The following is a 23,839-nucleotide window of genomic DNA, read 5'->3' as shown; positions in this document are numbered from 1 at the left end:
GTCCACGCCCGGGGAGGCCTTAAGCGGCGCCGACGCCGCAGTGGCTCGCTGCGGCGTCGGTAAAACTTTCGGGGGAGGAGGGAACTACTTCTGGACCACCAGGGCTGCACCAATGGCTGCCATGAAGGCATCCTTGGACAGGGTCAGGCCGGACTCGGACGGACGAACGCCGTCGTCCTGGGTCATTTCCGGGTTACGGAAGTACATGGTGAGAAGGCCCGCGGAGAAAGCCAGCAGCCCGGCACCGGCCAGGCGCTTGGAGACGAACGGGGTGACCAGCAGCGCACCAATGGCCAGTTCGGAGCCGGCAATGAACTTACCGAAGGTCTCCGAATCCCAATCGGCGAACTGGGGAACGCCGGTGGCAGCGAACTGCTTGAGGCCTTCTGCGGACTCGGCGTCCAGGCTGAGCTTGCCGTAACCGGACTGCAGGAGGAACGCACCGGGTACGGCGCGGAGAATGGCGTTGGAAATGCGCACGTCAATGCCCTTTCTTCGGAAAAGTACGGGCGATGAACACGACCCGCTACAACTGTCGGGTTCATGCTAACAGCGGATCGATGTGATGCGTCAACAGTTGCCGCGACAAGGTGCCGTCAGCGAACGCGGCTGGAAGCACAGTGACCACCCCGCCTAGGGTGAACTCGTTCACACGCGCGCTTGCTGCGCGCCGGCCGAAAGGAGCACGCATGGACATGGGCACCATGAAAAAGGTTCTGTTGGTACTAACCAGCCATGACACCCTGGGCGACACCGGAGAGGCCACGGGTTACTTCGTGGGCGAGGCGGCACACCCCTGGAAGGTGTTCCGCGACGCCGGCTACTTCGTGGATTTCGCATCCATCGAGGGCGGCCAGCCGCCGCAGGACGGGATGGATCAAGAAGACCCCGTTCAGGTCGATTTCACCACCGATGAGACCGTCAAGGCATCCCTGTACAACACCCCCAAGATCGCTGTGGTGGATCCCTCCCAGTACCACGCAGTACTCCTGGTGGGCGGCCACGGAACCATGTGGGACTTCACGGGTAACAAGGATCTGCAGAAGCTGATCGCCACCGTGTACGACAGCGGCGGAGTGGTCGGCGCGGTCTGCCACGGTCCCTCCGGCCTGGTGGATGTGGAACTGGGCAACGGCATCGGCCTGCTGTCCGGCCGTAAGGTGGCAGCGTTCACCAATGCCGAGGAAGAAGAAGTGGGCAAGACAGGCGTGGTTCCCTACCTGCTGCAGGACCAGCTCGAAGAACAGGGTGCCACGGTCAAGGTTGCCGACAATTGGGAGGACAACGTGCAGGTGGATGACCACCTGGTCACGGGTCAGAACCCGCAATCCGCGGCCAGCGTGGCCAAGGAAATGACCAAGCTCCTCACCGAAGTGGTGCTAGAGGAGAAGGCCGAGGAAGAAAAGGCCTCCGAGGAACTGCGCGCCGAGAAGGACGCGCAGAAGGCTGCTGAAGAAGAGGACTGACTCCCCAGCGGTCAGCAACACAGGGGCGTCCCTGGCATTTGTGCGCGAAAACACTAAGACTCTAAGGGAGGAAGTGATCCCGAGGAGAAGGAGTGGACATGTCTGAGTTCAACGGACGCGTGGCGTTGGTGACCGGAGCGGCGTCGGGAATCGGCGAGGCAATTGCCAGGAATCTGGCCAAGCGCGGCACCAAGGTAGTGGTGACGGACATCGACTCCACCGGCATCGACAACGTGGTCCAGGCCATCATGGCCGCCGGTGGTAACGCGGCGGGTATTCGCCAGGATGTCGCCAGGCGCGAGGACGCCCAGGCCGCCGTGGACTTCGCGGTGCAGACGTACGGCGGTCTGCACTATGCCGTGAACAACGCCGGCGTGGGCGGCCAGGTCGAGGCGCTGGGCGAGACCGACATGGATGCCTGGGACCGCACCGTTGCCATCGACCTCAACGGCGTTGCCTACGGCATGGCTGCTCAACTGCCGGTCATCGAACAGCACGGCGGTGGGGCCATCGTGAATATCGGTTCGATCCACTCCACCGTGGCCACCGGCGTGGGCAACAGCGCGTACACCGCAGCGAAGCATGGTGTGGTGGGCCTGACCAAGCAGACCGCCGTGGACTACGGCCGGCGCGGTGTGCGCATCAACGCGGTGGGCCCGGCGTACATCGAGACTCCGCTGCTCGCCAACCTCCCGGCCGGCACCAAGGAAGCCCTGGTCAACGCCCACCCCATGGGGCGCCTGGGCACCTCCGAAGAAGTGGCGCAGCTGACCGCGTTCCTGCTCTCGGAGAATGCGTCCTTCATGACCGGCGGTTACTACCTGGTGGACGGTGGCTACACCGCCGTTTGATGGACCACTCTTTGTATTCAGGCGGCTCGGGATCCGCAAAGGTCCCGGGCCGCAAATGGTTTTCCATTCAGGGTTGAGCCCATTTGTGGCCTGCGTCCTAACCGGCCAGTAGGTGACGCGTGTACACTGGCCAGGTTCCCTCGTGCATTTCACGAGGTTGGCGCGCCGGTCCAAGGCGCGCAGTTCGCGCCCCGTTTATGGCTCATGGCGCGTGCGCGCGGAATCGTTTCGCGTGGACCAACCTGAAAGACTTTCCTTGTCTACTAATTTTGTAAACCTCGGTGTGCCCGAGGTCCTTTCGGCTGACCTTGCCCGCACGGGCATCACCGAAGCCTTCCCCATTCAAGAAAAAACTCTTCCCGATTCGCTGGCCGGCCAGGACGTCCTGGGCCGTGGCCGCACCGGCTCCGGTAAGACCGTTGCCTTCGCGTTGCCGCTCGTGGCTCGTCTGGCGGGCATGGTGGAGGGCGCCGCTCGCGCACCTCGCCGCGCCAACCGCCCCACCGGATTGGTGCTGGCTCCCACTCGTGAGCTGGCCACCCAGATCGACCGCACCGTGGCCCCGTTGGCCAAGGCTGCCGGCCTGAGTACCACCGTGATTTTCGGTGGCGTGTCCCAAAAGCGCCAGGAGCAGGAACTCGCCAAGGGCGTGGACATCGTGGTGGCCTGCCCCGGCCGCCTGGATGACCTGCTCAAGCAGGGCGTTCTGACCCTGGACGAGATTCGCGTAACGGTCCTCGACGAAGCCGATCACATGGCCGACATGGGCTTCCTGCCCGTGGTCACCCGCATCCTGTCCCGCACCCCCAAGGGGAGCCAGCGGCTGCTGTTCTCCGCGACCTTGGACAACGGCGTGGACACCCTGGTCAAGAAGTTCCTGAGCAACCCCGTGTTGCACTCGGCGGATGTCGCCAAGGCTGCGGTGACCACCATGGATCACCACGTGCTGGTCGTGAAAAACGACGACAAGCAGGCCCTCATCGAGACCCTGGCCTCCGGCACCGGTCGCCGTATGATGTTCACGCGTACCAAATACCGCGCCAAGAAAATGGCCAAGAAGCTCAATCAGTCGGGTATCCCCGCGGTCGACCTGCAGGGCAACCTGTCGCAGAACGCCCGTGACCGCAACCTGTCCGCGTTCTCGGACGGCGAGGTGCGCGTGCTCGTGGCCACCGACGTTGCCGCCCGCGGCGTTCACGTCGACGACGTGGAGCTGGTCGTTCACATCGACCCGCCCGCCGAGCACAAGTCCTACCTGCACCGTTCCGGCCGTACGGCTCGCGCCGGTGCCTCCGGTTCTGTGATCACCATATCCACGACCGAAGAGCGCGGTGACGTGGACAAGCTCATGCACAAAGCCGGCGTACGCGCTCGCGTTGACGCCGTGTCTCCCGGTTCCGAGATTGTCGCGGACCTGGTGGGCGAGCGTGCCGAGCGCGTTGCACCCCAGCCTGCGGCCCAGACCGGCAACGGCGGTGGCCAAGGCGGTCGTGGTTCCAAGCCGCGCTCCGGTGGTCGCAACGACGGCGCTCGCTCGGGCGGTCGCAATGGCGGCCGTTCCGGTGGCGGTCGCTCCCGCACCGAGCGGGGCGGTTCACCTCGTGACGGTGCTGCCCGTAGCGAGAACAAGCGTTCCGGCGGTACACGCTCGGGCGGTGCACGCAGCAACGTGTCGCGTTCCGACGCCGCCGGTTCGGGTAACCGCCGCTTCAGCGGTAAGTCACAGGGTGCCGGTTCGGCATCGGGTACTCGTGGCGACAAGGCGCGCGGGGAGCGCGGTACGTCCACCCAGCGTTCGCACTCGACCGGTCAGACCCCGGACCGTGCGACCGCTGCGGCCCAGCGCCGTCGCCGGGCGAATCGCCAGGACCAGGGCTCCCGCTGACCCCGGGTACTGATAACACGGGCGGTCGGTTTCAGATTGAAACCGGCCGCCCCGCCTTATTATGTGCACCCTTCGCAGTGCGCGAATCGCGCTACCCAACCGTATGTGGTTTTGAACCTTTCGAGCCGGTCCGCGCGATCTCGAGGAAATCTCGCGCTGCAACCGATAGGGATGCGGAATCCGTCCACAATGCTCTCAGAGTGCGCTCAAGATCGTGCCCACTAATTGGCACCTCTATCAGGAGTCCATTGCGTAGATAGCTCTGAACAGCGAGCCGGCTCAGGACGGCTGGACCGATGCCTTCGATGGCAGCTTGGCAAATTGCAGAGTTGCTATTCAGTTCCAGCAGGGGGGATGGCCGGTGGTTCCCCACGAGTCGGTCGAGGAAGGCACGGGTACCGGAACCTTCCTCGCGCTCCACCAAGGGCGTGACGGCTAGTGACTGAACATCTAATGGCCTGTCTAGCCTCGCCCAAGGGTGTGCTTCGTTCACCACTGCGACAAGTTGATCTGTCCATACGGCAGTGGATGACAGGGGCGGTGGAACGTCCGGGGTCTCAACAAATCCGAGGGTGACTGCCCCGCTGCTCACTTCTTCGATAACTTGAGCGGAGTTCATAACCCGCAACTTGGTCGTGACCTGCGAGTGCCGAGCGCGAAAGGGACCGATCCACGCTGGCAGTAGATGCTCCGCAATGGTCATGCTGGTTCCAATGGTCAGTTCTTCATCCCCTCTGTGGGAAAGCGCCTCGGCACCAGCGCCGAGCCGATCCACTGCGTCCAAGATGTCTCGGGCCCACTCGACGGTTAGGACGCCCTCTTGGGTCAGGGTTGAACCCCGAGTTGATCGACGCAGGAGAGCGTAACCGAAGCGTCGCTCCATCGTCCTGATGGACCTGGAGGCATTGGATTGAGCCATGTGTGCCGCTCGAGCCGACGCGCTCAAGCTGCCGTGATCTGCCACGCCCACCACGAGCCGCAACATGGACAAGTTCAACCAGTTATCGAGGCTCGTCGTGCGGTATGACATATCACCATCATATGGCAGCGTTAGTGAACCGGAGGCTACTGTCCAGCCCTAATTGCTGTGATTCTCGATGGTATGAGTCATACAGATCGCAACACACTTCACGCCGATATCGTCGAGGTTCCAGTGTCGACAGCCGGCACTGAGCTCACAGGCATCCGAAAGACAATTCGACGTACGGCGGTGCGCGTTCCGGGAGTAGTGGTGTGCTTGCTCGGTGCCGGGGTTGCATGGTTGGCTGCCCAGGTGCTGACGGGTGTGAGTGCGTTGCTGATCGCCATCGTGTTCGGTGCTTTGTGGCGCAATCTTGTCACCGTCCCCTCGGTCCTTTCGCCGGGAGTGGGGTTCGCAGCCAAACGACTCTTGCGCGCCGGTATTGTGCTTCTTGGGCTGGAGCTTTCACTGTCCGCTGTGCTGGATCTGGGCGCTGGTGTACTGCTGGTCGTGGTGGTGTCGGTAGCCGTTACCTTCTTCGTCACCATGTGGGTGGGCAAACTCATGGGAGTTGGCCTCGCCCAGAGAATTCTCATTGCGACCGGGTCCTCGATTTGCGGTGCCGCTGCGGTGGCTGCCGCTGAAGGGGCAACCAAGGCCAAGAGCGATGAAGTTGCTACAGCTGTTTCGCTGGTCGTTCTGTACGGAACCCTAATGATTCCTCTGGTCCCCTTCCTCGGCGGCCTATTCGGTCTGCCGGATGAGTCGATAGGAATGTGGATCGGAGCCTCCACCCATGAAGTGGCTCAAGTAGTGGCTGCTGGCGGGGCTGTCGGTAGCGGTGCCCTGGCCGTGGCAGTCACGGTCAAGTTGTCAAGGGTTATCACGCTGGCTCCGATTATCGCGGGAATCTCGCTCTACATGAGGCGCCAGGGTTCCGAGACTGGCGCACAAAAGCCCCCGCTCGTGCCTCTCTTCGTAGTGGGCTTCATTGCCTCCATGCTGATCAGAACGGCGGGAATTCTCCCCGAAAGTCTCCTGGCAGATTTGCATATCGTGCAAACGCTTTTGCTGGCCGCAGCCATGTTCGCATTGGGGCTGGGTGTGCACATACCCAGCTTGATCCGGGTCGGAGTCAAGCCTCTGTTCCTCGGGTTGATATCTACAATCGTCATTTTGACCGTGGCCCTCATAGGAACACTCGCTTTCGGGGCGTTCTAACAATGGTTGGAATCCAGAACTGGCCGCCCTACGGTATAGAGCCGGTTCGTGGGTTGAGCGCGGGGGCATCACGGCTTGAGCGTGCGCAGCAAATCCAGGGTGAGCTCCGAGTGGTTGGGCACGTGTATCACGCCGGGTTGGGCCGGGATTTCCTGCTCGCCGGGGACCGCCACGGTGATGATGCCGGCGGCAACACCGGCCTGCGCACCAGATGGAGAATCCTCAATGACCACGCAGTCCTCGGGTTTCACGCCCAGACGCTTGGCCGCTTGCAGGTAGGCATCCGGGTCCGGCTTGGGCTTCACACCCGCGGCGACCTCTTGATCGCCGATAATCACCTGAAAAAGGTTGTCCGGCGCAATCGAGGCCGTGTACTTGGCGACGTCCGTGGTGGCATTGGTGACAATGGCCGCGGGGATACCCGCTTCCGCGAGATCCTTCAACAGCGGCTCGACGCCGGCGATGAAGCCGGGCGGGTCCGCTTCGAGGATTTTCTCGAGCACGGTGTAGAACTCCTGGAACACCTGATCCAGATCACCGGGCACACCGAGTTCGCTGAGGCGCTCGACCGTCTTGGCGATGGGCTGACCCAGCGTTGCGTCCGTGTCCGCTTGGGTCCACTCCCCGCCGTGGGTTGCCGCCAGTTGCTCCTTGCCCTGCGCCCATAAGGGTTCGGTGTCCACCAGTGTTCCGTCGTGATCGAAAAGTACTGCGCGGGGGAATGAAATATCGGTCATGGTGTCACTGTACTGGCCGGAAGATTCAGTTCCACGACGGTGAGCAGCACGGGTGTGTGCTGCATGCCCATGGTTCGGTAGCGGCGCACTTACGATGAAGACATGAGCTCCTACGAGACGCATCCCCGCGAATTGCACCGACCTGGTTCTGTGTGGCGGCGCGCGTTGCCCAGGATGATGCCCACGGTGGCCATGGTGTTGGTCATCTGGGTTGTCTTCGGGCGCATAGCTGTGGATGCGCTGGGGTCGCTCGTCTGGGTGTACGCCTTTGCCCTGGGCCTTCCGCTGATGGTGCTGCACACCGTAGCCGCGGTGCTTTTCGGCAGGGACGCAAAGCTCTATCCCTCGGCGTCGGTGAGCCTTCGGGCGAGTCTCACGGTGATCGGTTCGTGGATCGTCACGGCGCTGTTCGGGTTCTTCCTTCCGGATTCCACGCCGGACGGCACCGCATCCGTGTTCACCGCACTGACCGGCCCGGACATGATGGGGATCTCCTACGGCTTTGCCAATACCTTGGGCGTGATGTCCGTGGCCATGGCGGTCGCCCTGGTATTGCTGGCGCTCACCGACCTCCGCAACACCCGGCGGGCGCTGCGCGGTGAACCGCTCAGCGAGGACGAGATACTTGACCGCATGGAGGCCCAGCGTGCCCACGGTGAGCCGAGGCACGGTGAGCCGAGGCGCGGAAGTGGCGCGGCGGCGTCGTCGGAATCCAGGCGTCCATGACGCGGCAACTGGCGTCACCGCGGCTCATCTTGCGGCCCTATTCCCCGGGGGACGCGGCCTTCGTCCGGGGCCTGTATTCGCGCCCGGAGGTGCAGCGTTACCTGGGTGACGGCACCCAGCGAGTGCGGACAATGATCGAGGCACGGGCCAAGATCAACGCGTGGAACGAACGCTATCTGGCCGAACCGGCGCAGGGGCTGTGGGCGGTGTGCCGCAAGGGTGGCACCATAACCGGGTCCTTGCTGCTCAAACCCATCCCGGACAGCGTTACTGCGGTTGAACGGGACACCGAGATCGGGTGGCATTTCCATCCTGACCACCGGGGTCACGGCTACGCCACCGAAGCGGCCCGTGTGGTCCTGGACCACGCCTTCGCGTGCGGCCTCGAGCGCGTGGTGGCCGTGACCAACCCGGCCAATACGGCATCGCAGGCCGTGTGCCTGCGTCTGGGCATGACGCATCTGGGCCCGAGCGACGCCTATTACGACGCCGCGTGCGAACTCTTCGACATCACCGCACCGACCTCGGGAAAGGAGCCGGGTGGCGAGCAATCCTGATCTGGTCATCGGCGAGGACGGGCTCGCGCGGCCCGTGTGGGCCGCCAAGGATCCGCTGCTGCGTGAGTACTACGACACCGAATGGGGCATGCCCGTGCGGGACGAGGCCGGGATGTTCGAGCGCGTGGCGCTCGAGGCCTTTCAGGCCGGACTGTCATGGCGTACGGTGCTGGCCAAGCGGCCGGCCTTCCGAGAGGTGTTCGAGGACTTCGAGCCGGACCGGGTGGCGGCCTTCGGTGAATCCGACGTGGCCAGGCTGGTGCAGGATCCGCGCATCATCCGGAACCGGCAGAAAATAGTCGCCACCATCACCAACGCGCAGGCCACGGTGGTGCTGCGCGAAGACGGAGGACTGGTAGATCTGGTGTGGTCGTTCAAACCAGAGCTCACCCCGGAACCGATGACGTTCGCCGAGGTACCCACCGGCTCGCCCGAGTCCAAGGCCCTGTCCAGGGAGCTCAAAAGACGCGGGTTCACGTTCGTGGGCCCCACCACGATGTTCGCCCTGATGGAAGCAATCGGGGTGGTCGACACCCACCTGGTGGGCAGCCATCGGCGTGGGACGTCCGGGGTCTGGGCCTGACGCACAAGCACACGTTCATCTCACCTCGATACGGTGGAACCGAGGGCGCCGACCCGCGTCCCATGGCCACACAGCCTTCCCGGCTAGGTAGGGACATCACATGGCACGTTTCACCGACAAGGTAGTCATCATCACCGGCGCAGCATCCGGCCTGGGCCTGGAATCTGCCGTTCGCATTGCCTCCGAAGGCGCCGATCTGGTTCTGGTGGACCTCAAAGAAGATGCACTGGAAGCCGCCAAGGCCCTGGTGCTCGGAACCGCGCCCGAGGCCAAGATTTTGACCGTGGCCGCAGACGTCTCCGACGAGTCACAGGTCCAGAAATAGGTGGACGCCACCGTCAACGAGTTCGGCAAGATCGACGGCTTCTTCAATAACGCCGGTATTGAAGGCCGGCAGAACCTCACCGAAGATTTCGGAGCCGACGAGTTCACCAAGGTGGTGTCCGTCAACCTCAACGGTGTGTTTTACGGCATGGCGGCGGTCCTGAAGATCATGCGCGAACAGGGTTACGGTTCCGTGCTGAACAGCGCGTCCGTGGGTGGTATCCGCGGCGTGGGTAACCAGTCCGGTTATTCCGCCTCCAAGCACGGCGTGGTGGGCCTGACCCGCAACTCGGCCGTGGAGTACGGACAGTACGGGATCACCATTAACGCGATTGCCCCGGGTGCCATCATGACCGCAATGGTGGAGGCATCGCTCAAGCAGATGGATCCCGAGAACTGGGAAGAAGCGGGCATGCAGTTCGTGTCCGTGAACCCGTTCAAGCGGTTCGGCAAGCCTGAAGAGGTGGCCTCGGTGGTTGCTTTCTTCCTGTCCGGTGAGGCCCCGTTCGTCAACGGCACCGTGCTGCCCATTGACGGGGGTCAGTCAGCCAAGTACTGACGGTCGCGGCGGCCTCGGCCCGCTCGACGACGCCCCTCCGGCAATTGCCCCGCGAATCTCGCCGATTCGCGGGGCAATTGCAGTTCACGGAAGTTACTGACCTCGGCGGCGTAGATACGTCTGGCCGTTAGCGTCCTTGACCATTTCGAAGTCGTTTTGGAGGTTGTCGTACCAGTCCTTGGCCTCGTCGCTCATCTCCGTGTTGCCGCGCAGATTCATGGAACTACGGTTCGCGGGCCCCACAAAGCGCATGACGAAATTGTCGAAGCGGCGGAATTTGCTCGGTTTGCGCGGAGCAGGCTGCTCGGACGGGGAATCGCTGTTCACTGTGGGTCCCTTCGAAACGGCGGGCGAGGTGCTGCACACACACGGCGTCCATCAACATGTTTACTACTGAGCTTAGTGCACTAACTGGTACCCGGTGGGTGCGAGGAGGGCCCCCGACCGTTTCCGGTCAGGGGCCCTCAGTAGTACGCACAACAGTCAGGCATCACGCCTGCTGGGTGTTGTCCTTGACGTTCTTAGCGGAATCCTGAGCCGAATCCTTGAGCTGGCTGGCTTCCTGCTGGCCCTGGGACTTGACCTTCTCCGCACCGGACTGTGCGGTTTCCTTGACGGACTGCGCGGCTTCCTGAGCCGGTCCCTTCAAGTCTTGCGCAATGTTCTGCGCAGCTTCCTTGGTGGAGTCCACGGCGCTCTGAACGTGCGGCTGAACGCGGTCCGCGGCCTCCGCCACGAGTTCCTGCTCCTTCTGACTCGAAGGAAGCAAAGAACCGACCAACCAGCCGGCACCCAGGGCGATCAAGCCCGCAGCCATCGGGTTGCCGCGGGTCTTGGCCTTGGCAGCGGCCGGCGCATTGCTGACGGCGTTGCTTGCCTGATCCATGCGGTAGGAGGCCTCATCGCGCAGATCGCGGGCGTCGTCCTTGGAACCCATGATGGATTCGCGCACATCCTGGATCTTGTTGCGGGCCTTGGTCTTCTGACGGTCCACAACGTTCTCGGGGGTCACCTTCTCGGTGACGGCGTCCACGTCGGCGCTCAAGCGAGCACGGGTGGCTTCGATCTCGGCGCGGATTTCTTCGGGGTTCTGCTGGCTCATCGGGTCTCCTTAGAGGGATTCACGGTATCCGGGATTTCGCTGACGGTTTCGCGGGTTCTCGGCAGGGGATTGCTGGTGGCTTGCGCGATCTTCCGCTTGCCCTTGTCGAGGTTCTTCTTGCCCACCGCGGCGAGGATCGCAGCGATGATGGCCCAGATGACAGCGACGATCACTGCGGACCAGCCAAGGCCCAACAGGTTGCCCAGTCCCCACATGAGGGCGAGGGACAGGAACAGGAGAACGAAGTGACCGGCTACGCCGGCACCACCCAGCATGCCCGCACCCTTACCGGCGTCTTTTGCCGAGTCCGTGGCTTTCTGGACGGCCTCGGTCGCCTCCGCCTTGGCAAGAGCGATCTCCTGCTGAATCAGAGTGGTGAGGTTGGTGCTCAGCGATTTGAACATCTCGCCGAGGGATTCCTCTTCTGCGCGCCGCTCGGGTTCTGTCGGTGGAATGGGGTGGCTCATCGACGCTCACCATCCTGTCCGGGGTAAGCGGAACCGGGAACCTGGTCGGTGTAGGTGCGAGGCGCAGTGGCTTCGGTTTCGACGCGGTACGCGTAGGTCTCGTCGGCAGCGGGAGTGCCGTAGGCGCGGGGCTGTCCACCGTCAGCGTTGTTGCTGCTGCCGATCTCATCGCTGTCCTTGGCGCTGCGGGTTGCGCGCCCGGCGAGCAGGCCGATGCCGGCAGCAATGGCCAGGAACGTGCCGGGGCGGCGGGCTGCAAATCGACGGACGTCGCCGAGTAGATCCTCAGCGTTCTTGTTCTCCAAGGACGCGGCAAACGAATCAACGGTGCCGGAGACATTGCCGAGCAGACCGGATACGTAGTCGGTTTCGGGCTTCTGGCCCTGGGAAATGGCGTTGACCTCGTCGCTGACGGAGCGCGCGGTAGAAGCGAGTCGCTCCTGCTGCGGGCCAACGTAGCTCTGCAGATCGTCCTTGAGTTGGCCCAGGAGGTCCTTGGCCTGGTGTGCGGCTTCGTCCTTGGCGGCAACAGCCTGATCCTTGGCGGTCTCCTTCACTCGTCGGCCGGATCCGGCCGCCTCGTTCTTGAGATGCTGACCTTCGGCCTTGCCGGTCTCCGCGGCGATGTCCTTCTTGGACGGCGCTTCGGTGGAACCTTGGGTGTTGGCCTGGTGGCCGCCCGGACGCTGGTTGTTCTTGTTGCTCATAGTGGCACCTTTCATACAACACATGGTCGACTTCCTAAGCTTACAGATCTTTTGTCAACAAGTAAGGGTACATATCATTTTTCAGCTGAGGGCAATGGGTGAGGGCGACCGTCTCGGGGAACACCGGCTTGACCGTCGCGGCCGGTCAGGAAGTGCTCGCCGGCCTGCGCGCCCCGATCGAACAGGTTGAGCTTCTGCTCCCGGGAAATGTCGAAATCGGTGCTTCGATAACCGGTTGTGTCCACAAAGACGGTCCGGGCGGTGACCTCCGGGTCGTTGATGTGAATGCTGTCTCGAGCGTTGATCAGGGTCGCCATCACCGACACCGCGTACTGGAACGTGTTGTGGTTGGGTCGCCATCCGGTGCTGGCGGTCTCTTGCGCGGACAGCTTGACGCCAATGGTGGGCCAGCGCGGGGGCAGGAGGTCCGTGCGGTCGAAGATGTCCACCGGGAACCGGGACAGCAGGCCACCGTCCACGCCCAGTACCGAGCGATGGCCGACCACGCGGGGGTCCGCCGGCAGTCGGCGGGGCCGGAAGAAGAAGGGAATCGCGGCCGAGGCGTAGAGCGCATCGGCAACGGGTTGGTCATCGGGGTCCACGCCCAGCCGGTCTCGGTAGTCCCACGGCAGGCGTAGGACACGACCGCGGGAGATGTCGGAGACCACGACCACGAGCTTGTAGTGCTGCTCCGGGGGCAGTGAACTACCGGGGTCCTCCTGGCGCAGGTCGGCCCACGTCCGCACTCCGAGGTCGGCGAGCAGATCGGTGAGGAAAGCGTGCAGAGCCCGACCTCGGTACATGCCCTGGTGCAGCAGCAACCCCCCGGCCTGGCCCAGCGCGGGGACGCACCGGAACAACGGGGCGACGTCCTCGAATTCAGTGAAGTCCTGGCCGAGCATCACCTGCTTCATGAACTCGATCGATGCGCCCGCCGCGGTCAGCGCGCCGACAATCGCACCCGCCGAGGTCCCGGCGACGCGCTGGAACTCGTAGTTCCCGGGTCCTTCGCTGAGCGCGCTGATCGCTCCAATCAAGCCGGGCAGCTTGGCGCCTCCACCCTCGAGCACCAAATCCGCAAGCGCCATGGTTCCTCCGTTCGTGAGCCGGGATGACAGTCAGTATGCTACGGGGCGGCTCCGGCGCAGGCAGACGCCGCGGGCCGTCGGCCAGGCGGCGCCCCCGGTGCTGAACGTAATTCCTACGTCAGGGCGAAAGGACGGATGATCGCCATGGTGTCTTCGCGGGGCACAGTTGACTGGGATCGGGCGCTGAGGAACACGTCGATCTCGTCCCGGAGCGGTATACCGAGCTACTCGACCCGCACCGTACGCTCGGTCGATCCGTTCACCCCTGCAACCGGGGTGGGTGCATCAATACCAACATGTCCCCGGGGAACCCTGCATAAAATGTGCGGCTGGGTTTCTTCGAAAGGCCAATTGGCGATGTACAGATTGTGCAGGCTGTGTTCTCGGTGCTCGTCTCGTTGTGGCCAAGTTCAGCAGGTCTGAGGTGGGGGTGGTCCTATTTTTGGTGATCTTCGCATCAACGGGACAGCTCCCGGTTGATGAACTCGATCTCATTGTCGCTACCGATGCCTCGGATCGGGAACGCCACTAAGCGCGCGTCCTTCTTCAACAAACGTGAGGTCTCGACCGCTTCACATCGAGGACATACCATGGTGTCCACAGCTTAGGGCCGCAGCGTTGTCGGCGGGGGCCGGCCTCGGCCAGGCGGAGGGAATCCTATTATGGCTATTCAGTCCCGCTCCACACTCCTGGTCGTGGCAGCAGCCTCGGCGCTCGCCCTGTCGGGATGCGTGACGGTCAACCCGAATCAGGGTGGGGATGAGCAGACCCCGCCGGCCACGACGGCGCCGCTTCAGTTGGATCCGACGACCCCGACCGAACCAACGCTGGAGTCGCCCGCCCAGGCTCCTCCGCAATCGGCATCGGTACCGCCGGAGGTGCCGGCCGTCTGGACGGACACCCTCGAACAGGTCAGTACGGGAGTGGTCAAAATCTCGACGGGAACCTGCGACGGGCCCGGGCTCTTGGGCAGCGGCTTCCCTGTGAGTGACACGCTCATCGTCACCAACGCCCACGTCGTCGCGGATGCGGCCGCGGTGACGGTCGGTCAAGCCGCCGCCACCGCGGAAATCATCGGTTACAGCGAGGAGGCGGACCTGGCCCTGCTGCGGGTCGCCGAGCCCGTGGAGGGCCACATCTTTTCCTGGGCCGAGGAGCCGCCTCGTCTTGGTCAGGACGTGTCCGTCCTCGGATATCCCCTCCGGGGTGGGCTCACCAGCGTCCAGGGTGTGGTGAGTAGCCCCAACGCCCGGCCCGAGGGCTTCAGCGACACCGCGCGCTATGTCCAGACCGACGCGGCTGTGAACCCCGGCAACAGCGGTGGGCCGCTGGTGACGATCGACGGGGACGTACTTGGTGTGGTGTTCGCCAAAGGGGTGGCGGGCTCGGCTGGCACGCCCGTAGAGGGTACTGCTTATGCGCTGTCCTACCAGACTGCCCAGTCCATAATCGACGATTGGGCCACCGCCCCGCAGTCGGTGCCATTGGTGGAATGTCCAGTGGTCCCGGGCGTTCCCCAACCCACGGGGGACGTGCCTCTCGACGTGACCGTCGCCTCGGATCACGAAAGCGCGGCAGCGGTGGCGCAGTCACTGGCCCTGCACGGCGACGCCATTAACAGAAGCCAGTACGACGCCGCCTTCGGCCTCTTCACCCCTTCCATGCAAGAGCAGATGGAGGGGGTCGAGGTCTGGCGGGAGGGCCTGCTCACCACCTACTGGCAAGAATTGGCCGTCCTTGACGTCTCGGGGTCTGGTGACACGCTGACGGCGCGGACGTTGGTGCGCACGACGCAGGACGCTGCGGATGGTCCAGACGGCCAGACATGCTCAATCCTTGCTCTCGACTACACCATGGTCCAGGACGAGCAGCAGGGCATCTGGCTCATCAACGAAGTGCAGGAGCGGGAGGATCCCCGGCCCTGCTAATCGAGTGTCTAGCTCCCATGTGACCAACCTCCGCGCGGGGTAGGGGCGGCGCGCTCGTTGACCAGCTGGGACCGCACCGGGGACGGAAGCCGGACGGAAAGACCGGCGATTTCGTCGCCGCCATCGAGTTCGCGGACGCGAGCTCCCGCTCACTGGCAGAGCGGGCAGGCAGCTCTGATCGGGCTGGAGGAACTGCCCGCGGACCACCTGACGGTGCCGGGTGTGGCCTACGCGAGCGCGGGACGAAACGCGCGCCCAGTAGCTCGGCGAACAACACGCGCTCGGCGTCGGCCGCGTCCTTTCGGGCCCCGGGCCGAGGCCCGAAGGGATGTGGCCCAGAGTCACCTCCCACATCAGCCCTTTCAGTTGGCCCCCGCTGAGCACGCCCGCCTGAGCACCTCCCGGGCCTAGGAGAGCGAGCTCCGCGACCGGGAAAAATGCCGCATAAGGTCCGCGAGCTGCTTCTCGTAACCGCTCCGACATAGCTCCGGAGGGAATAATCCCTTCCCCTCTAGAGTTGAGTAGAGTAGACTCAAGTTAAATGATAGGCACGAGCGCATGCGTGCGATTCATGGTTTCTTGCCCAAGGGACCACCACCTGACCAAAGCAAGGAGATGCTGTGGACACCAAATTCACTACCAAGTCTCAAGAGGCACTGGCCGCAGCGGCCACGAATGCCTCAACCGCGGGAAACCCGCAGATCGAACCGGCACACCTGCTCAAGGCGCTGATGGATCAACGCGAGGGCGTAGCCGTGGCTGTGCTCATTGCCACCGGCGCCAATGTGGACGCTGTCTCGGCCAAGGCCAGCACCATTATCAGCCAGCTGCCCAGCGCATCGGGTTCGCATACCGCGCAGGCCCAGCTCAATCGGGCGGGGCTCCAGGCGCTGCAGACTGCCGAGAACTACGCCCGCGAACTAGGGGACGACTACGTTTCCACCGAACACCTGCTGTTCGGTATTGCCTCCGGCAATGACAAGGCGGCCAATGCGCTTGAGGAGTCCGGGGCCGGCCCGGAAGAGCTGCGCCGGATCATCCCCACGGTCCGTGGTGACCGCCGCGTGACGAGCCCTGACCCGGAAGGCACCTTCCAATCGCTGGAGAAATTCGGTACGGACCTCACCGCCATTGCCCGTGAGGGCACGTTGGATCCGGTGATCGGTCGTGATTCCGAGATTCGCCGCGTGGTGCAGGTGCTGTCACGCCGCACCAAGAACAACCCTGTCCTGATCGGTGAGCCCGGTGTGGGTAAGACCGCCGTGGTCGAGGGGCTGGCTCAGCGGATGGTTGCCGGTGACGTGCCGGAATCCCTGCGCGGTAAGACCCTGATCTCCCTGGACCTCGGTTCAATGATCGCCGGCGCCAAGTACCGCGGTGAATTCGAGGAACGGCTCAAGGCCGTGCTCGACGAGATCAGACAGTCAGAGGGTCAGATCGTGACCTTCATCGACGAAATCCACACCGTGGTGGGCGCCGGAGCTTCCGAGGGTTCCATGGACGCGGGCAACATGCTCAAGCCCATGTTGGCGCGCGGTGAGTTGCGGTTGATCGGGGCCACCACCCTGGATGAGTACCGCGAGAACATTGAGAAGGATGCCGCGTTGGAGCGCCGCTTCCAGCAGGTCTACGTGGGCGAACCGTCCGTGGAAGACACCGTGGCCATCCTGCGCGGGCTCAAGGAACGCTACGAGGCCCACCACAAGGTGCAGATCGCGGACTCCGCGTTGGTTGCCGCGGCCACACTGTCCAACCGCTACATCCCCAGCCGGCAGCTGCCGGACAAGGCCATTGACCTGGTGGACGAGGCCGCTTCGCGGTTGCGCATGGAGATCGATTCCGCTCCGGAGGAGATCGACCAGCTGCGCCGTCAGGTGGACCGCTTGACCATGGAGGAACTGGCCCTGGCGGACGAGACGGATCCGGCGTCCGTCGAACGTCTTGCCGCGCTGCGCCAGGACATGGCGGACAAGAAGGCCGAACTGGATGCGCTCAATGCGCGCTGGGAGGCCGAAAAGGCCGGCCTGAATCGCGTGGGCGACCTCAAAGCCAAAATCGACGATCTGCGTTCACAGGCCGAGCGCGCACAGCGCAACGGTGACCTGGGTGAGGCTTCGCGGCTGCTCTACGGTGAGATTCCGGGCCTGCAGAAGGACCTCGATGCTGCGCAGGCTCAGGAGGAGGCCGGTGACCAGCACGAGGACACCATGGTCTCGGAGGAGGTCACAGCGGATGACATTGCCGAGGTGATTTCCGCGTGGACGGGTATTCCCGCGGGCAGAATGCTGCAGGGCGAGTCGGAGAAGCTCCTCCGCATGGAAGAACTGCTCGGCAAGCGCCTGATCGGTCAGAAGCCCGCGGTCACGGCGGTTGCGGATGCCGTGCGCCGTTCGCGTGCCGGGATCTCGGACCCGGATCGCCCCATTGGTTCGTTCCTGTTCCTGGGGCCCACGGGTGTCGGTAAGACGGAGCTGGCCAAGTCCCTGGCGGACTTCCAGTTCGACGACGAACGCGCCCTGGTCCGGATCGACATGTCCGAGTACTCGGAGAAGCACTCCGTCTCGCGTCTGGTCGGTGCCCCTCCGGGTTACGTGGGCTATGACGAGGGTGGTCAGCTGACCGAGGCCGTGCGGCGTCGTCCGTATTCGGTGGTTCTGCTGGACGAGGTGGAGAAGGCCCACCCCGAGGTCTTCGACATCCTCCTGCAGGTCCTCGATGACGGGCGCCTGACCGATGGCCAGGGCCGCACCGTGGACTTCCGCAACGTGATCCTGATCCTGACCTCGAACATGGGTAGCCAGTTCCTGGTGGACCAGAATCTGGATCTGGACGCCAAGAAGGAAGCGGTCATGAACGTGGTCAACGCCTCGTTCAAGCCCGAGTTCCTGAACCGGTTGGACGACATCATCATGTTCGATCCGCTGTCGGTGGAGGATCTCGCCAAGATCGTGGACATCCAGGTTGCGCAGCTGGCCAAGCGGCTTGAACAGCGCCGCCTGACCCTGGACGTCACCCCCGCGGCCAGTGAGTGGCTGGGCCTGGCCGGTTACGACCCGGCCTACGGTGCCCGTCCGCTGCGTCGCCTGGTGCAGCGCGAGATCGGCGATCGCCTGGCCCGCGGCCTGCTCGCCGGCAACATCACCGACGGGGACACCGTCCGGGTGGACGTCGATCCGGACGTCGCCGCGGACGGTCTCACGGTCACGTCCTCGCACGACGACGCCGCGGGCTCACCGTCCAGCGGCCACGACGACGACATCCTGGACGCGGAGATCGTCGACGACTGATCCGTCAGGGTGAGGCTGCGGCGTCGGCCCGGCCTCCCCGATGAAACACCGCGCCGGTGGCGCCCTGACAAGGGAAGCCACCGGCGCGTTCTTCTCGGATGGGGACCTTACCGGCCGGGTTCGTCCTCCACATACCGATCTTCGCGGTAGTCGTAGTCCACGGGTCGATCGTCCTCGTCGGTGCGCTGGTACCAGGAGCTCATGCGCTCCGAGGTGGAGTCCATGTCGCGGCCGGCGGCGGCCGGGCCCTTCTCCTGGCGGATCTCGATGGCGAAATCGTCGCCGTGCTGATCCATTCCCTGGCGCACCGCGTTGTCCAGCGCCTTGCGGGCGTAGCGGTGGCGCAAGCTCATGGGATCGGTACTCAGATCCCGCAGGAACGCGGGGATCAGGGCCAACAGGATGACCGCGAACGGCAACGCCGCCACGGTCACCAGGTCCTGAAGTCCCTGCAACGCGTCCGAACCTCCCACCAGGAGCATGATCGAGGACACACCGGCCAACGCCAGACCCCAGAAGATGGTGATCTTCTTGTCCGGATGCGGCTTGCCCTGCTGGGACATGGAGGCCATGACCAGGGTCGCGGAGTCCGCGGAAGTGATGAAGAAAACGGCCAACAGAATGATGATCACGATGGGCGTGATCTGGCTGAGGGGCAGGGCATCCAGCATCAGGAAGAGCATCGCCTCGGGAGAGGCGGCACTGGCGATGTCGGTGCCGGAGCGCTGCAGCCAGATGGCCGTGCCACCGAAGATCGAGAATGCGAGCACGCAAATCAGGGTGGGCGCCAACAGCACCACGGTCACGTACTGGCGCAGGGTGCGGCCGCGTGAGATGCGGGCCACGAAGGTGCCGACAAAGGGTGCCCAGGAAACCCACCAGGCCCAGTAGAACAGGGTCCAGTAACGCATGAATTCTTCGGCCTCCGGGCCCCAGGACGCGGACATCGAGATCATTTGGAACATCTCACCGAAGTACGTGCCCACCACGGACGGAATGAAGTTCAACAGGAATACGGTGGGGCCGGCCACGAACAGGAAGAACGCCACGATGGCGGCCAGGACCATGTTGAAGTTGGAGAGTCGACGGATGCCCTTGGCCACACCGGAGACCGCCGAAATCAAGAACACGCAGGTCAGAATGGCAATGATGGCGATCAACAGGCCATTGCCCACTTCGCCTATCCCGGTGATGATCTGCAGACCGCTGCCGATCTGCAGGGTTCCCAGACCCAGGGACGCGGAGGTTGCGAACAGGATGCCAACAATGGCGAAGGTGTCGATCAGTCGGCCGCCCACGGTCAGGTGCGCCCGCTGACCGAAAATGGCGGACATCAACAACGGGCGACCGCGACGATAGGCGGCGTAACCCACGGCGGCCCCCACCAGCGCGTAGATGGCCCACGCCTGCAAACCCCAATGGAAAATGGTTTGAGCCATTGCAGAGTGCATGGCCTGGTATGTCTCCGCTTCCGCGCGGCCCGGCGGGGGAGTCATGTAATAGGTGATCGGCTCGTAGACGCCGAAGAAGATCAAGCCCACGCCCATTCCGGCGGCGAACAGCATCGCGATCCAGGACCCCATGGAGTAGGCGGGTGCTTCACCGTCCTTGCCCAGGGGAATCTTGCCGTAGCGGGAGAAACCCACGTAGAGCAGGAACAACAGCACCACGGCGGCCAGCAACGTGAAGATCCAGCCGCCGTACGTAACCACACCGGTCAGTGCGCTCGAGGCGACCTGCGTCAAGGTTTCGGTGGACACCGCACCCCACACCACGAAACCCACGATCAGCGCCCCAGCCACACCGAAGGTGATCTTGTCGGTGCGGTAGCGGACGCGCTGCTCCTCCACGGAAACACCCGGAACCAGACCCGGGTGAGTGTCGTGGGGATAACTTGCGGTGGCGTCGTCGGGTCCGGCAACCGGGCGGGACGAGGAGCTCATAACGGAACCTGCGTTCTGAACTGAAGGTGGCGGCGTCGGCCGCCCGGACCGTAATACCTTAGCGGCCGGCCGCCCGTAGATGGGCCCCCAAGGGGCGAACGAAAGGTAAGTGTGTTCCTCAACACCGTGGATTTACTGCCCGGAGTGGCCGTTTTAGCACGCGTTTGCAACGATCGGGACTGTGTAAAGGGATTCTTGTCATGTGATGAAGCGCTCGTCAGCAAGGGCGGGTAAAAGCATGTAACCTGGACCTACGAAAAACTGACAAGATACTCCGGGGCCGTACTGTGTGCGCAGTGCGTTGATACGGTGCCGCCCATCGGACACGAGACGCAGAGGGGGTCACGCCATGGGGCGCGGCCGTCAAAAGGCGAAGGCGACACGGCAGGCGCGGGAGATGAAGTACTTCAGCCCGCAAACCGACTACTCGGCGCTGCAGCGCGAGCTGCGGTCCACCAAACCGTCCACCCGAGCCGTAGACCACGAGGATCGTCACGAGGAAGAAGATGATTACTCGGCCTACGCGGAGAAGTACTCCGACTATGACTGATCTGGTTCACGCGGACACCCACTGAGGCCCGCGTCACCTCCAGCACAACGCATGCGTCACGCGAACGTGGAGCACCATGTTTCGGGTCCCAGGACGTTGTACTCCACAAGGAACCGCCCCATACCACTAGTGGTTGGGGCGGTTCCTTGTGCGTTCATCTTGTTGTTGTGCAGGACCGGGAACGATCAGTTGGCGTACGAGCCCGTCATGAGCACGCCGCCGCCGTCCACGCCCTTGGCGCCTTGCACCCAGTCCGACCCTGCGTGCCGAGCGGCGGGATCCACGGGGCGCACTTCGCCCATGAGCCAGGAATTCACGCCGCGCTTGTTGAGGTGCTCCACGGCGGCGTCCGCCACCGAGGGATCCACAATGGCGACCATGCCCACTCCCAGATTGAGGGTGCGCTCCAGATCCGGTAGGGGAACGTTGCCCAGCTGACCGACCAGTTGGAAAATGGCCGGCAGTTCCCACGTGGAACGGTCCACGGTGGCTTGCAACCCCGAGGGGAGCACGCGGGCCAGGTTGGCGGCCAAACCACCGCCGGTCACGTGTGAGAAACCCCGTACACCGTGACCCGTCTGCCCGTCCTGACCGTTGACGGGGAAGGTCCGGGCCAGATCCAGGACATCGGCGGTGTAGACGCGCGTGGGCTCGAGCAGTTCCTCGCCCAGGGTGCGGCCGAGTTCGGAGACTTGACGCTCCAGCTGCCAGCCGGCCACATTGATGACCCGGCGCACCAGGGAGTACCCGTTGGAGTGGATGCCGGAAGAAGCCATGCCGATGATCACGTCACCGGCCTGCACACGGTCCGGGCCGAGTAGCTCATCGGCCTCGATCACGCCGGTGGCCGCCCCGGCCACGTCGTACTCGTCCGGAGCCAGAAGGCCCGGGTGCTCGGCGGTCTCGCCGCCGACCAGGGAGGTCCCGGCGGCGTCGCACGCGGACGCAATGCCACGCACGATGTCCGCGATACGCTCGGGAACCACCTTGCCCGTGGCAATGTAGTCAGTCATGAACAGCGGCTTGGCGCCCACCACCACGATGTCGTCCACGACCATGCCCACCAGGTCCCAGCCAATGGTGTCGTGGATGTCCAGGCTCTGGGCAATGGCCACCTTGGTGCCCACGCCGTCCGTGGAGGTCGCCAGGTAGGGCTTGCGGTACTTGGTGAGCTCCGAGACGTCGTACAGTCCGGCGAATCCCCCCACGCCGCCGATCACCTTGGCCGAGTGAGTGGCTTTGACCGCGGACTTCATGAGTTCCACGGCGCGATCGCCGGCTTCGACGTCCACTCCGGCGCTCGCGTAGGTCACGGACTGGGCACCGGCGCCGTCTTGGATGTTGCTCATGCGCTGTTCTCCTGGGTGGCAGGGATGTGGGGTTCGGTCTCGTTCGGTTCCCGGACCGTCGACGACGGCGCTGAGCTACCCGGAGCTTCGAGCACGGCTTTGCCGAGCTTGTCGGCCTCGGGCAGGGGAGTGGGGTACTCGCCGGAGAAGCATGCCGTACACAGGATCTCCCGGGGCTGCTTGGTGGCTTCGACCATGCCGTCATGGGAAATGTACCCCAGCGAATCGGCCCCCAGGGATGCCCGGATGTCCTCCACGGCAAGCCCGTTGGCGATCAGTTCCGCGCGGGAGGCAAAGTCAATGCCGTAGAAGCACGGCCATTTGATGGGCGGTGAGGAGATCCGAATGTGGATCTCCGCCGCCCCGGCCTCGCGCAGCATCCGCACCAGGGCACGCTGGGTGTTGCCGCGCACGATCGAGTCGTCCACGACGATCAGCTTCTTACCGGCGACGATCGAGCGCAACGGATTCAGTTTGAGCCGGATGCCCAGCTGCCGGATGGTGTCCGAGGGTTGGATGAACGTGCGGCCCACGTAGGAGTTCTTGACCAGGCCGTGACCGAACGGAATGCCCGAGGCTTCCGCGTAGCCAATAGCGGCCGGGGTGCCGGATTCGGGGGTGGGCATGACCAGGTCCGCTTCAACCGCGTGCTCGCGGGCCAACTGGCGGCCCATTTCCACGCGGGATTCGTAGACCGAGCGCCCGTTGATGGTGGTGTCCGGGCGGGCCAGGTACACGTACTCGAACACGCAACCGGCGCGCTTGGTCTCCGCAAAGCGGCGGGTCCGCAGGCCGTTCTCGTCCACGGCAATGAATTCACCCGGTTCGATCTCGCGCACCAGCGATGCGCCCACGATGTCCAGGGCAGCCGTTTCGGAGGCGACCACCCAGCCGCGCTCCAAACGGCCCAGCACCAGCGGGCGGATGCCCTGGGGGTCGCGAGCGGCGTACAGCGTGGTCTCGTCCATGAAGGACAGGCAGAAGGAACCGGTGAGCCTGGGCAGCAGGTGCATGGCGGCATCCTCGAGGGAACCATGCGGATGCTCGGCCAGCAGCGCCGTGATCAGCGCCGTGTCCGTGGTGTTGCCCTGGGCCATTTCACCGCGGGACGGGAACCCCGACTTGTCGATGAGCTGGTCGTACAGCTCGGCGGAATTCGTCAGGTTGCCGTTGTGCGCAAGTGCCACGGTTCCGTGCGGGGTGGCACCCAGGGTGGGCTGCGCGTTGGCCCAGTGGGACCCGCCCGTGGTGGAGTAGCGGCAGTGGCCCACGGCCACGTGCCCCTGGAGGGTGTTCAGCGTGGTCTCGTCAAAGACCTGGGACACCAACCCCATGTCCTTGTAGACCGAGATCCGGTCGCCACCGGACGTGGCAATGCCCGCGGACTCCTGCCCGCGGTGCTGCAACGCGTACAGCCCGTAATATGAGAGTTTGGCTACATCCTCGCCGGGGGCCCACACGCCGAAAACGCCGCACGCGTCCTGGGGGCCTTTTTCACCGGGGAAGAGGTCATGAGTGAGTTTTCCATCGGATCGAACCACCACAGCA

At 64.1% G+C, this 23,839-nt stretch carries 21 protein-coding genes and 1 pseudogene; 11 read left to right on the top strand and 11 right to left on the bottom strand.

Annotated elements, in window-relative coordinates; genetic code table 11:
* Positions 1 to 84 precede the first annotated feature (84 nt).
* On the bottom strand, positions 85 to 480 hold the full coding sequence (locus tag ABEA06_RS00815) for a hypothetical protein (RefSeq protein WP_303382995.1): 396 nt from the start codon (positions 478 to 480) through the stop codon (positions 85 to 87).
* 209 nt (positions 481 to 689) lie between these two features.
* Between ABEA06_RS00815 and ABEA06_RS00810 the strand changes: the two genes are divergently transcribed.
* The 3 genes from ABEA06_RS00810 (at position 690) to ABEA06_RS00800 (ending at position 4,202) form a co-directional block, all read left to right on the top strand.
* The gene (locus ABEA06_RS00810) at positions 690 to 1,466 is read left to right on the top strand and encodes a type 1 glutamine amidotransferase domain-containing protein (RefSeq protein ID WP_345310248.1); all 777 of its coding nucleotides are present in this window, start codon (positions 690 to 692) and stop codon (positions 1,464 to 1,466) included.
* A 98-nt stretch (positions 1,467 to 1,564) separates the two neighbouring features.
* The gene (locus ABEA06_RS00805; protein WP_345310247.1) at positions 1,565 to 2,317 is read left to right on the top strand and encodes an SDR family NAD(P)-dependent oxidoreductase; all 753 of its coding nucleotides are present in this window, start codon (positions 1,565 to 1,567) and stop codon (positions 2,315 to 2,317) included.
* Between the two features lie 256 nt (positions 2,318 to 2,573).
* On the top strand, positions 2,574 to 4,202 hold the full coding sequence (locus ABEA06_RS00800) for a DEAD/DEAH box helicase (protein ID WP_345310246.1): 1,629 nt from the start codon (positions 2,574 to 2,576) through the stop codon (positions 4,200 to 4,202).
* A gap of 91 nt (positions 4,203 to 4,293) precedes the next feature.
* Here ABEA06_RS00800 and ABEA06_RS14520 read toward each other — a convergent pair whose 3' ends face one another.
* Entirely contained in the window at positions 4,294 to 5,187 is an 894-nt protein-coding gene (locus ABEA06_RS14520) for a LysR family transcriptional regulator (protein ID WP_425559481.1), read from the bottom strand.
* Between the two features lie 117 nt (positions 5,188 to 5,304).
* Between ABEA06_RS14520 and ABEA06_RS00795 the strand changes: the two genes are divergently transcribed.
* A complete protein-coding gene (locus tag ABEA06_RS00795; protein WP_345310245.1) occupies positions 5,305 to 6,384 on the top strand; it encodes a YeiH family protein in 1,080 nt (359 codons plus the stop codon).
* A 68-nt stretch (positions 6,385 to 6,452) separates the two neighbouring features.
* On the opposite strand, the gene ABEA06_RS00790 is transcribed toward ABEA06_RS00795, so the two are convergent.
* Complete coding sequence (locus tag ABEA06_RS00790) at positions 6,453 to 7,121, bottom strand: HAD family hydrolase (protein ID WP_303383101.1); 669 nt, start codon at positions 7,119 to 7,121, stop codon at positions 6,453 to 6,455.
* A 102-nt stretch (positions 7,122 to 7,223) separates the two neighbouring features.
* Between ABEA06_RS00790 and ABEA06_RS00785 the strand changes: the two genes are divergently transcribed.
* The 4 genes and pseudogenes from ABEA06_RS00785 (at position 7,224) to ABEA06_RS00770 (ending at position 9,870) form a co-directional block, all read left to right on the top strand.
* Positions 7,224 to 7,847 (top strand): hypothetical protein, encoded by a 624-nt coding sequence (locus ABEA06_RS00785; RefSeq protein ID WP_312397245.1) that lies wholly within the window; start codon positions 7,224 to 7,226, stop codon positions 7,845 to 7,847.
* Positions 7,844 to 8,404 (top strand): GNAT family N-acetyltransferase, encoded by a 561-nt coding sequence (locus ABEA06_RS00780; protein ID WP_312397247.1) that lies wholly within the window; start codon positions 7,844 to 7,846, stop codon positions 8,402 to 8,404. The genes ABEA06_RS00785 and ABEA06_RS00780 overlap by 4 nt, the downstream gene beginning before the upstream one ends.
* A complete protein-coding gene (locus ABEA06_RS00775) occupies positions 8,388 to 8,987 on the top strand; it encodes a DNA-3-methyladenine glycosylase I (protein WP_312397249.1) in 600 nt (199 codons plus the stop codon). The genes ABEA06_RS00780 and ABEA06_RS00775 overlap by 17 nt, the downstream gene beginning before the upstream one ends.
* Before the next feature lie 100 nt (positions 8,988 to 9,087).
* A pseudogene (locus tag ABEA06_RS00770) lies at positions 9,088 to 9,870 on the top strand (glucose 1-dehydrogenase).
* Positions 9,871 to 9,963: 93 nt separating this feature from the next.
* Here the strand turns inward: ABEA06_RS00770 and ABEA06_RS00765 are convergent.
* From ABEA06_RS00765 to ABEA06_RS00745, 5 genes are all read right to left on the bottom strand, one after another.
* A complete protein-coding gene (locus ABEA06_RS00765; protein ID WP_303383096.1) occupies positions 9,964 to 10,197 on the bottom strand; it encodes a hypothetical protein in 234 nt (77 codons plus the stop codon).
* A gap of 163 nt (positions 10,198 to 10,360) precedes the next feature.
* Complete coding sequence (locus tag ABEA06_RS00760) at positions 10,361 to 10,972, bottom strand: DUF3618 domain-containing protein (protein ID WP_303383095.1); 612 nt, start codon at positions 10,970 to 10,972, stop codon at positions 10,361 to 10,363.
* Positions 10,969 to 11,439, bottom strand: coding sequence for a phage holin family protein (locus ABEA06_RS00755; protein ID WP_312397251.1), 471 nt, complete (start codon positions 11,437 to 11,439; stop codon positions 10,969 to 10,971). Before ABEA06_RS00755 ends, ABEA06_RS00760 begins: the two co-directional genes overlap by 4 nt.
* Positions 11,436 to 12,146, bottom strand: a complete 711-nt coding sequence (locus ABEA06_RS00750; protein WP_345310244.1) for a hypothetical protein — start codon at positions 12,144 to 12,146, stop codon at positions 11,436 to 11,438. Before ABEA06_RS00750 ends, ABEA06_RS00755 begins: the two co-directional genes overlap by 4 nt.
* 74 nt (positions 12,147 to 12,220) lie before the next feature.
* A complete protein-coding gene (locus tag ABEA06_RS00745; protein ID WP_345310243.1) occupies positions 12,221 to 13,234 on the bottom strand; it encodes a patatin-like phospholipase family protein in 1,014 nt (337 codons plus the stop codon).
* 662 nt (positions 13,235 to 13,896) lie between these two features.
* On the opposite strand from ABEA06_RS00745, the gene ABEA06_RS00740 reads away from it, so the two are divergent.
* Positions 13,897 to 15,162 carry a trypsin-like peptidase domain-containing protein gene (locus ABEA06_RS00740; protein WP_345310242.1) on the top strand — a complete coding sequence of 422 codons (1,266 nt, stop codon included), beginning with the start codon at positions 13,897 to 13,899 and terminating at the stop codon, positions 15,160 to 15,162.
* Positions 15,163 to 15,782: 620 nt separating this feature from the next.
* Positions 15,783 to 18,449, top strand: coding sequence for an ATP-dependent chaperone ClpB (gene clpB / locus ABEA06_RS00735; RefSeq protein WP_345310241.1), 2,667 nt, complete (start codon positions 15,783 to 15,785; stop codon positions 18,447 to 18,449).
* 107 nt (positions 18,450 to 18,556) lie between these two features.
* On the opposite strand, the gene ABEA06_RS00730 is transcribed toward clpB, so the two are convergent.
* Positions 18,557 to 20,392: a BCCT family transporter gene (locus tag ABEA06_RS00730; RefSeq protein WP_303382839.1), complete on the bottom strand. Its 1,836-nt coding sequence runs from the start codon at positions 20,390 to 20,392 to the stop codon at positions 18,557 to 18,559.
* Positions 20,393 to 20,741: 349 nt separating this feature from the next.
* On the opposite strand from ABEA06_RS00730, the gene ABEA06_RS00725 reads away from it, so the two are divergent.
* Positions 20,742 to 20,942, top strand: a complete 201-nt coding sequence (locus tag ABEA06_RS00725) for a DUF3073 domain-containing protein (RefSeq protein WP_345310240.1) — start codon at positions 20,742 to 20,744, stop codon at positions 20,940 to 20,942.
* Between the two features lie 185 nt (positions 20,943 to 21,127).
* On the opposite strand, the gene purM is transcribed toward ABEA06_RS00725, so the two are convergent.
* Both purM and purF read right to left on the bottom strand, forming a co-directional pair.
* Positions 21,128 to 22,291, bottom strand: a complete 1,164-nt coding sequence (gene purM, locus ABEA06_RS00720) for a phosphoribosylformylglycinamidine cyclo-ligase (RefSeq protein ID WP_303382838.1) — start codon at positions 22,289 to 22,291, stop codon at positions 21,128 to 21,130.
* Positions 22,288 to 23,832 (bottom strand): amidophosphoribosyltransferase, encoded by a 1,545-nt coding sequence (purF, locus tag ABEA06_RS00715; RefSeq protein WP_303382837.1) that lies wholly within the window; start codon positions 23,830 to 23,832, stop codon positions 22,288 to 22,290. Before purF ends, purM begins: the two co-directional genes overlap by 4 nt.
* Positions 23,833 to 23,839 lie beyond the last annotated feature (7 nt).

Origin of the sequence: Kocuria gwangalliensis, assembly GCF_039544365.1 — a bacterium.
Lineage (GTDB): Bacteria > Actinomycetota > Actinomycetes > Actinomycetales > Micrococcaceae > Kocuria > Kocuria gwangalliensis.
This window is presented reverse-complemented; position numbering and strand designations above follow the sequence as displayed.

Coding starts and splice junctions, on each gene's coding strand:
- ABEA06_RS00785 (WP_312397245.1), top strand. CDS start 7,224: ATGAGCTCCTACGAGACGCATCCCCGCGAATTGCACCGACCTGGTTCT.
- ABEA06_RS00740 (WP_345310242.1), top strand. CDS start 13,897: ATGGCTATTCAGTCCCGCTCCACACTCCTGGTCGTGGCAGCAGCCTCG.
- ABEA06_RS00810 (WP_345310248.1), top strand. CDS start 690: ATGGACATGGGCACCATGAAAAAGGTTCTGTTGGTACTAACCAGCCAT.
- ABEA06_RS00795 (WP_345310245.1), top strand. CDS start 5,305: ATGAGTCATACAGATCGCAACACACTTCACGCCGATATCGTCGAGGTT.
- ABEA06_RS00790 (WP_303383101.1), bottom strand. CDS start 7,121: ATGACCGATATTTCATTCCCCCGCGCAGTACTTTTCGATCACGACGGA.
- ABEA06_RS00725 (WP_345310240.1), top strand. CDS start 20,742: ATGGGGCGCGGCCGTCAAAAGGCGAAGGCGACACGGCAGGCGCGGGAG.
- ABEA06_RS00745 (WP_345310243.1), bottom strand. CDS start 13,234: ATGGCGCTTGCGGATTTGGTGCTCGAGGGTGGAGGCGCCAAGCTGCCC.
- ABEA06_RS00750 (WP_345310244.1), bottom strand. CDS start 12,146: ATGAGCAACAAGAACAACCAGCGTCCGGGCGGCCACCAGGCCAACACC.
- ABEA06_RS00805 (WP_345310247.1), top strand. CDS start 1,565: ATGTCTGAGTTCAACGGACGCGTGGCGTTGGTGACCGGAGCGGCGTCG.
- ABEA06_RS00730 (WP_303382839.1), bottom strand. CDS start 20,392: ATGAGCTCCTCGTCCCGCCCGGTTGCCGGACCCGACGACGCCACCGCA.
- ABEA06_RS00760 (WP_303383095.1), bottom strand. CDS start 10,972: ATGAGCCAGCAGAACCCCGAAGAAATCCGCGCCGAGATCGAAGCCACC.
- ABEA06_RS00780 (WP_312397247.1), top strand. CDS start 7,844: ATGACGCGGCAACTGGCGTCACCGCGGCTCATCTTGCGGCCCTATTCC.
- purM (WP_303382838.1), bottom strand. CDS start 22,291: ATGAGCAACATCCAAGACGGCGCCGGTGCCCAGTCCGTGACCTACGCG.
- ABEA06_RS14520 (WP_425559481.1), bottom strand. CDS start 5,187: ATGTTGCGGCTCGTGGTGGGCGTGGCAGATCACGGCAGCTTGAGCGCG.
- ABEA06_RS00755 (WP_312397251.1), bottom strand. CDS start 11,439: ATGAGCCACCCCATTCCACCGACAGAACCCGAGCGGCGCGCAGAAGAG.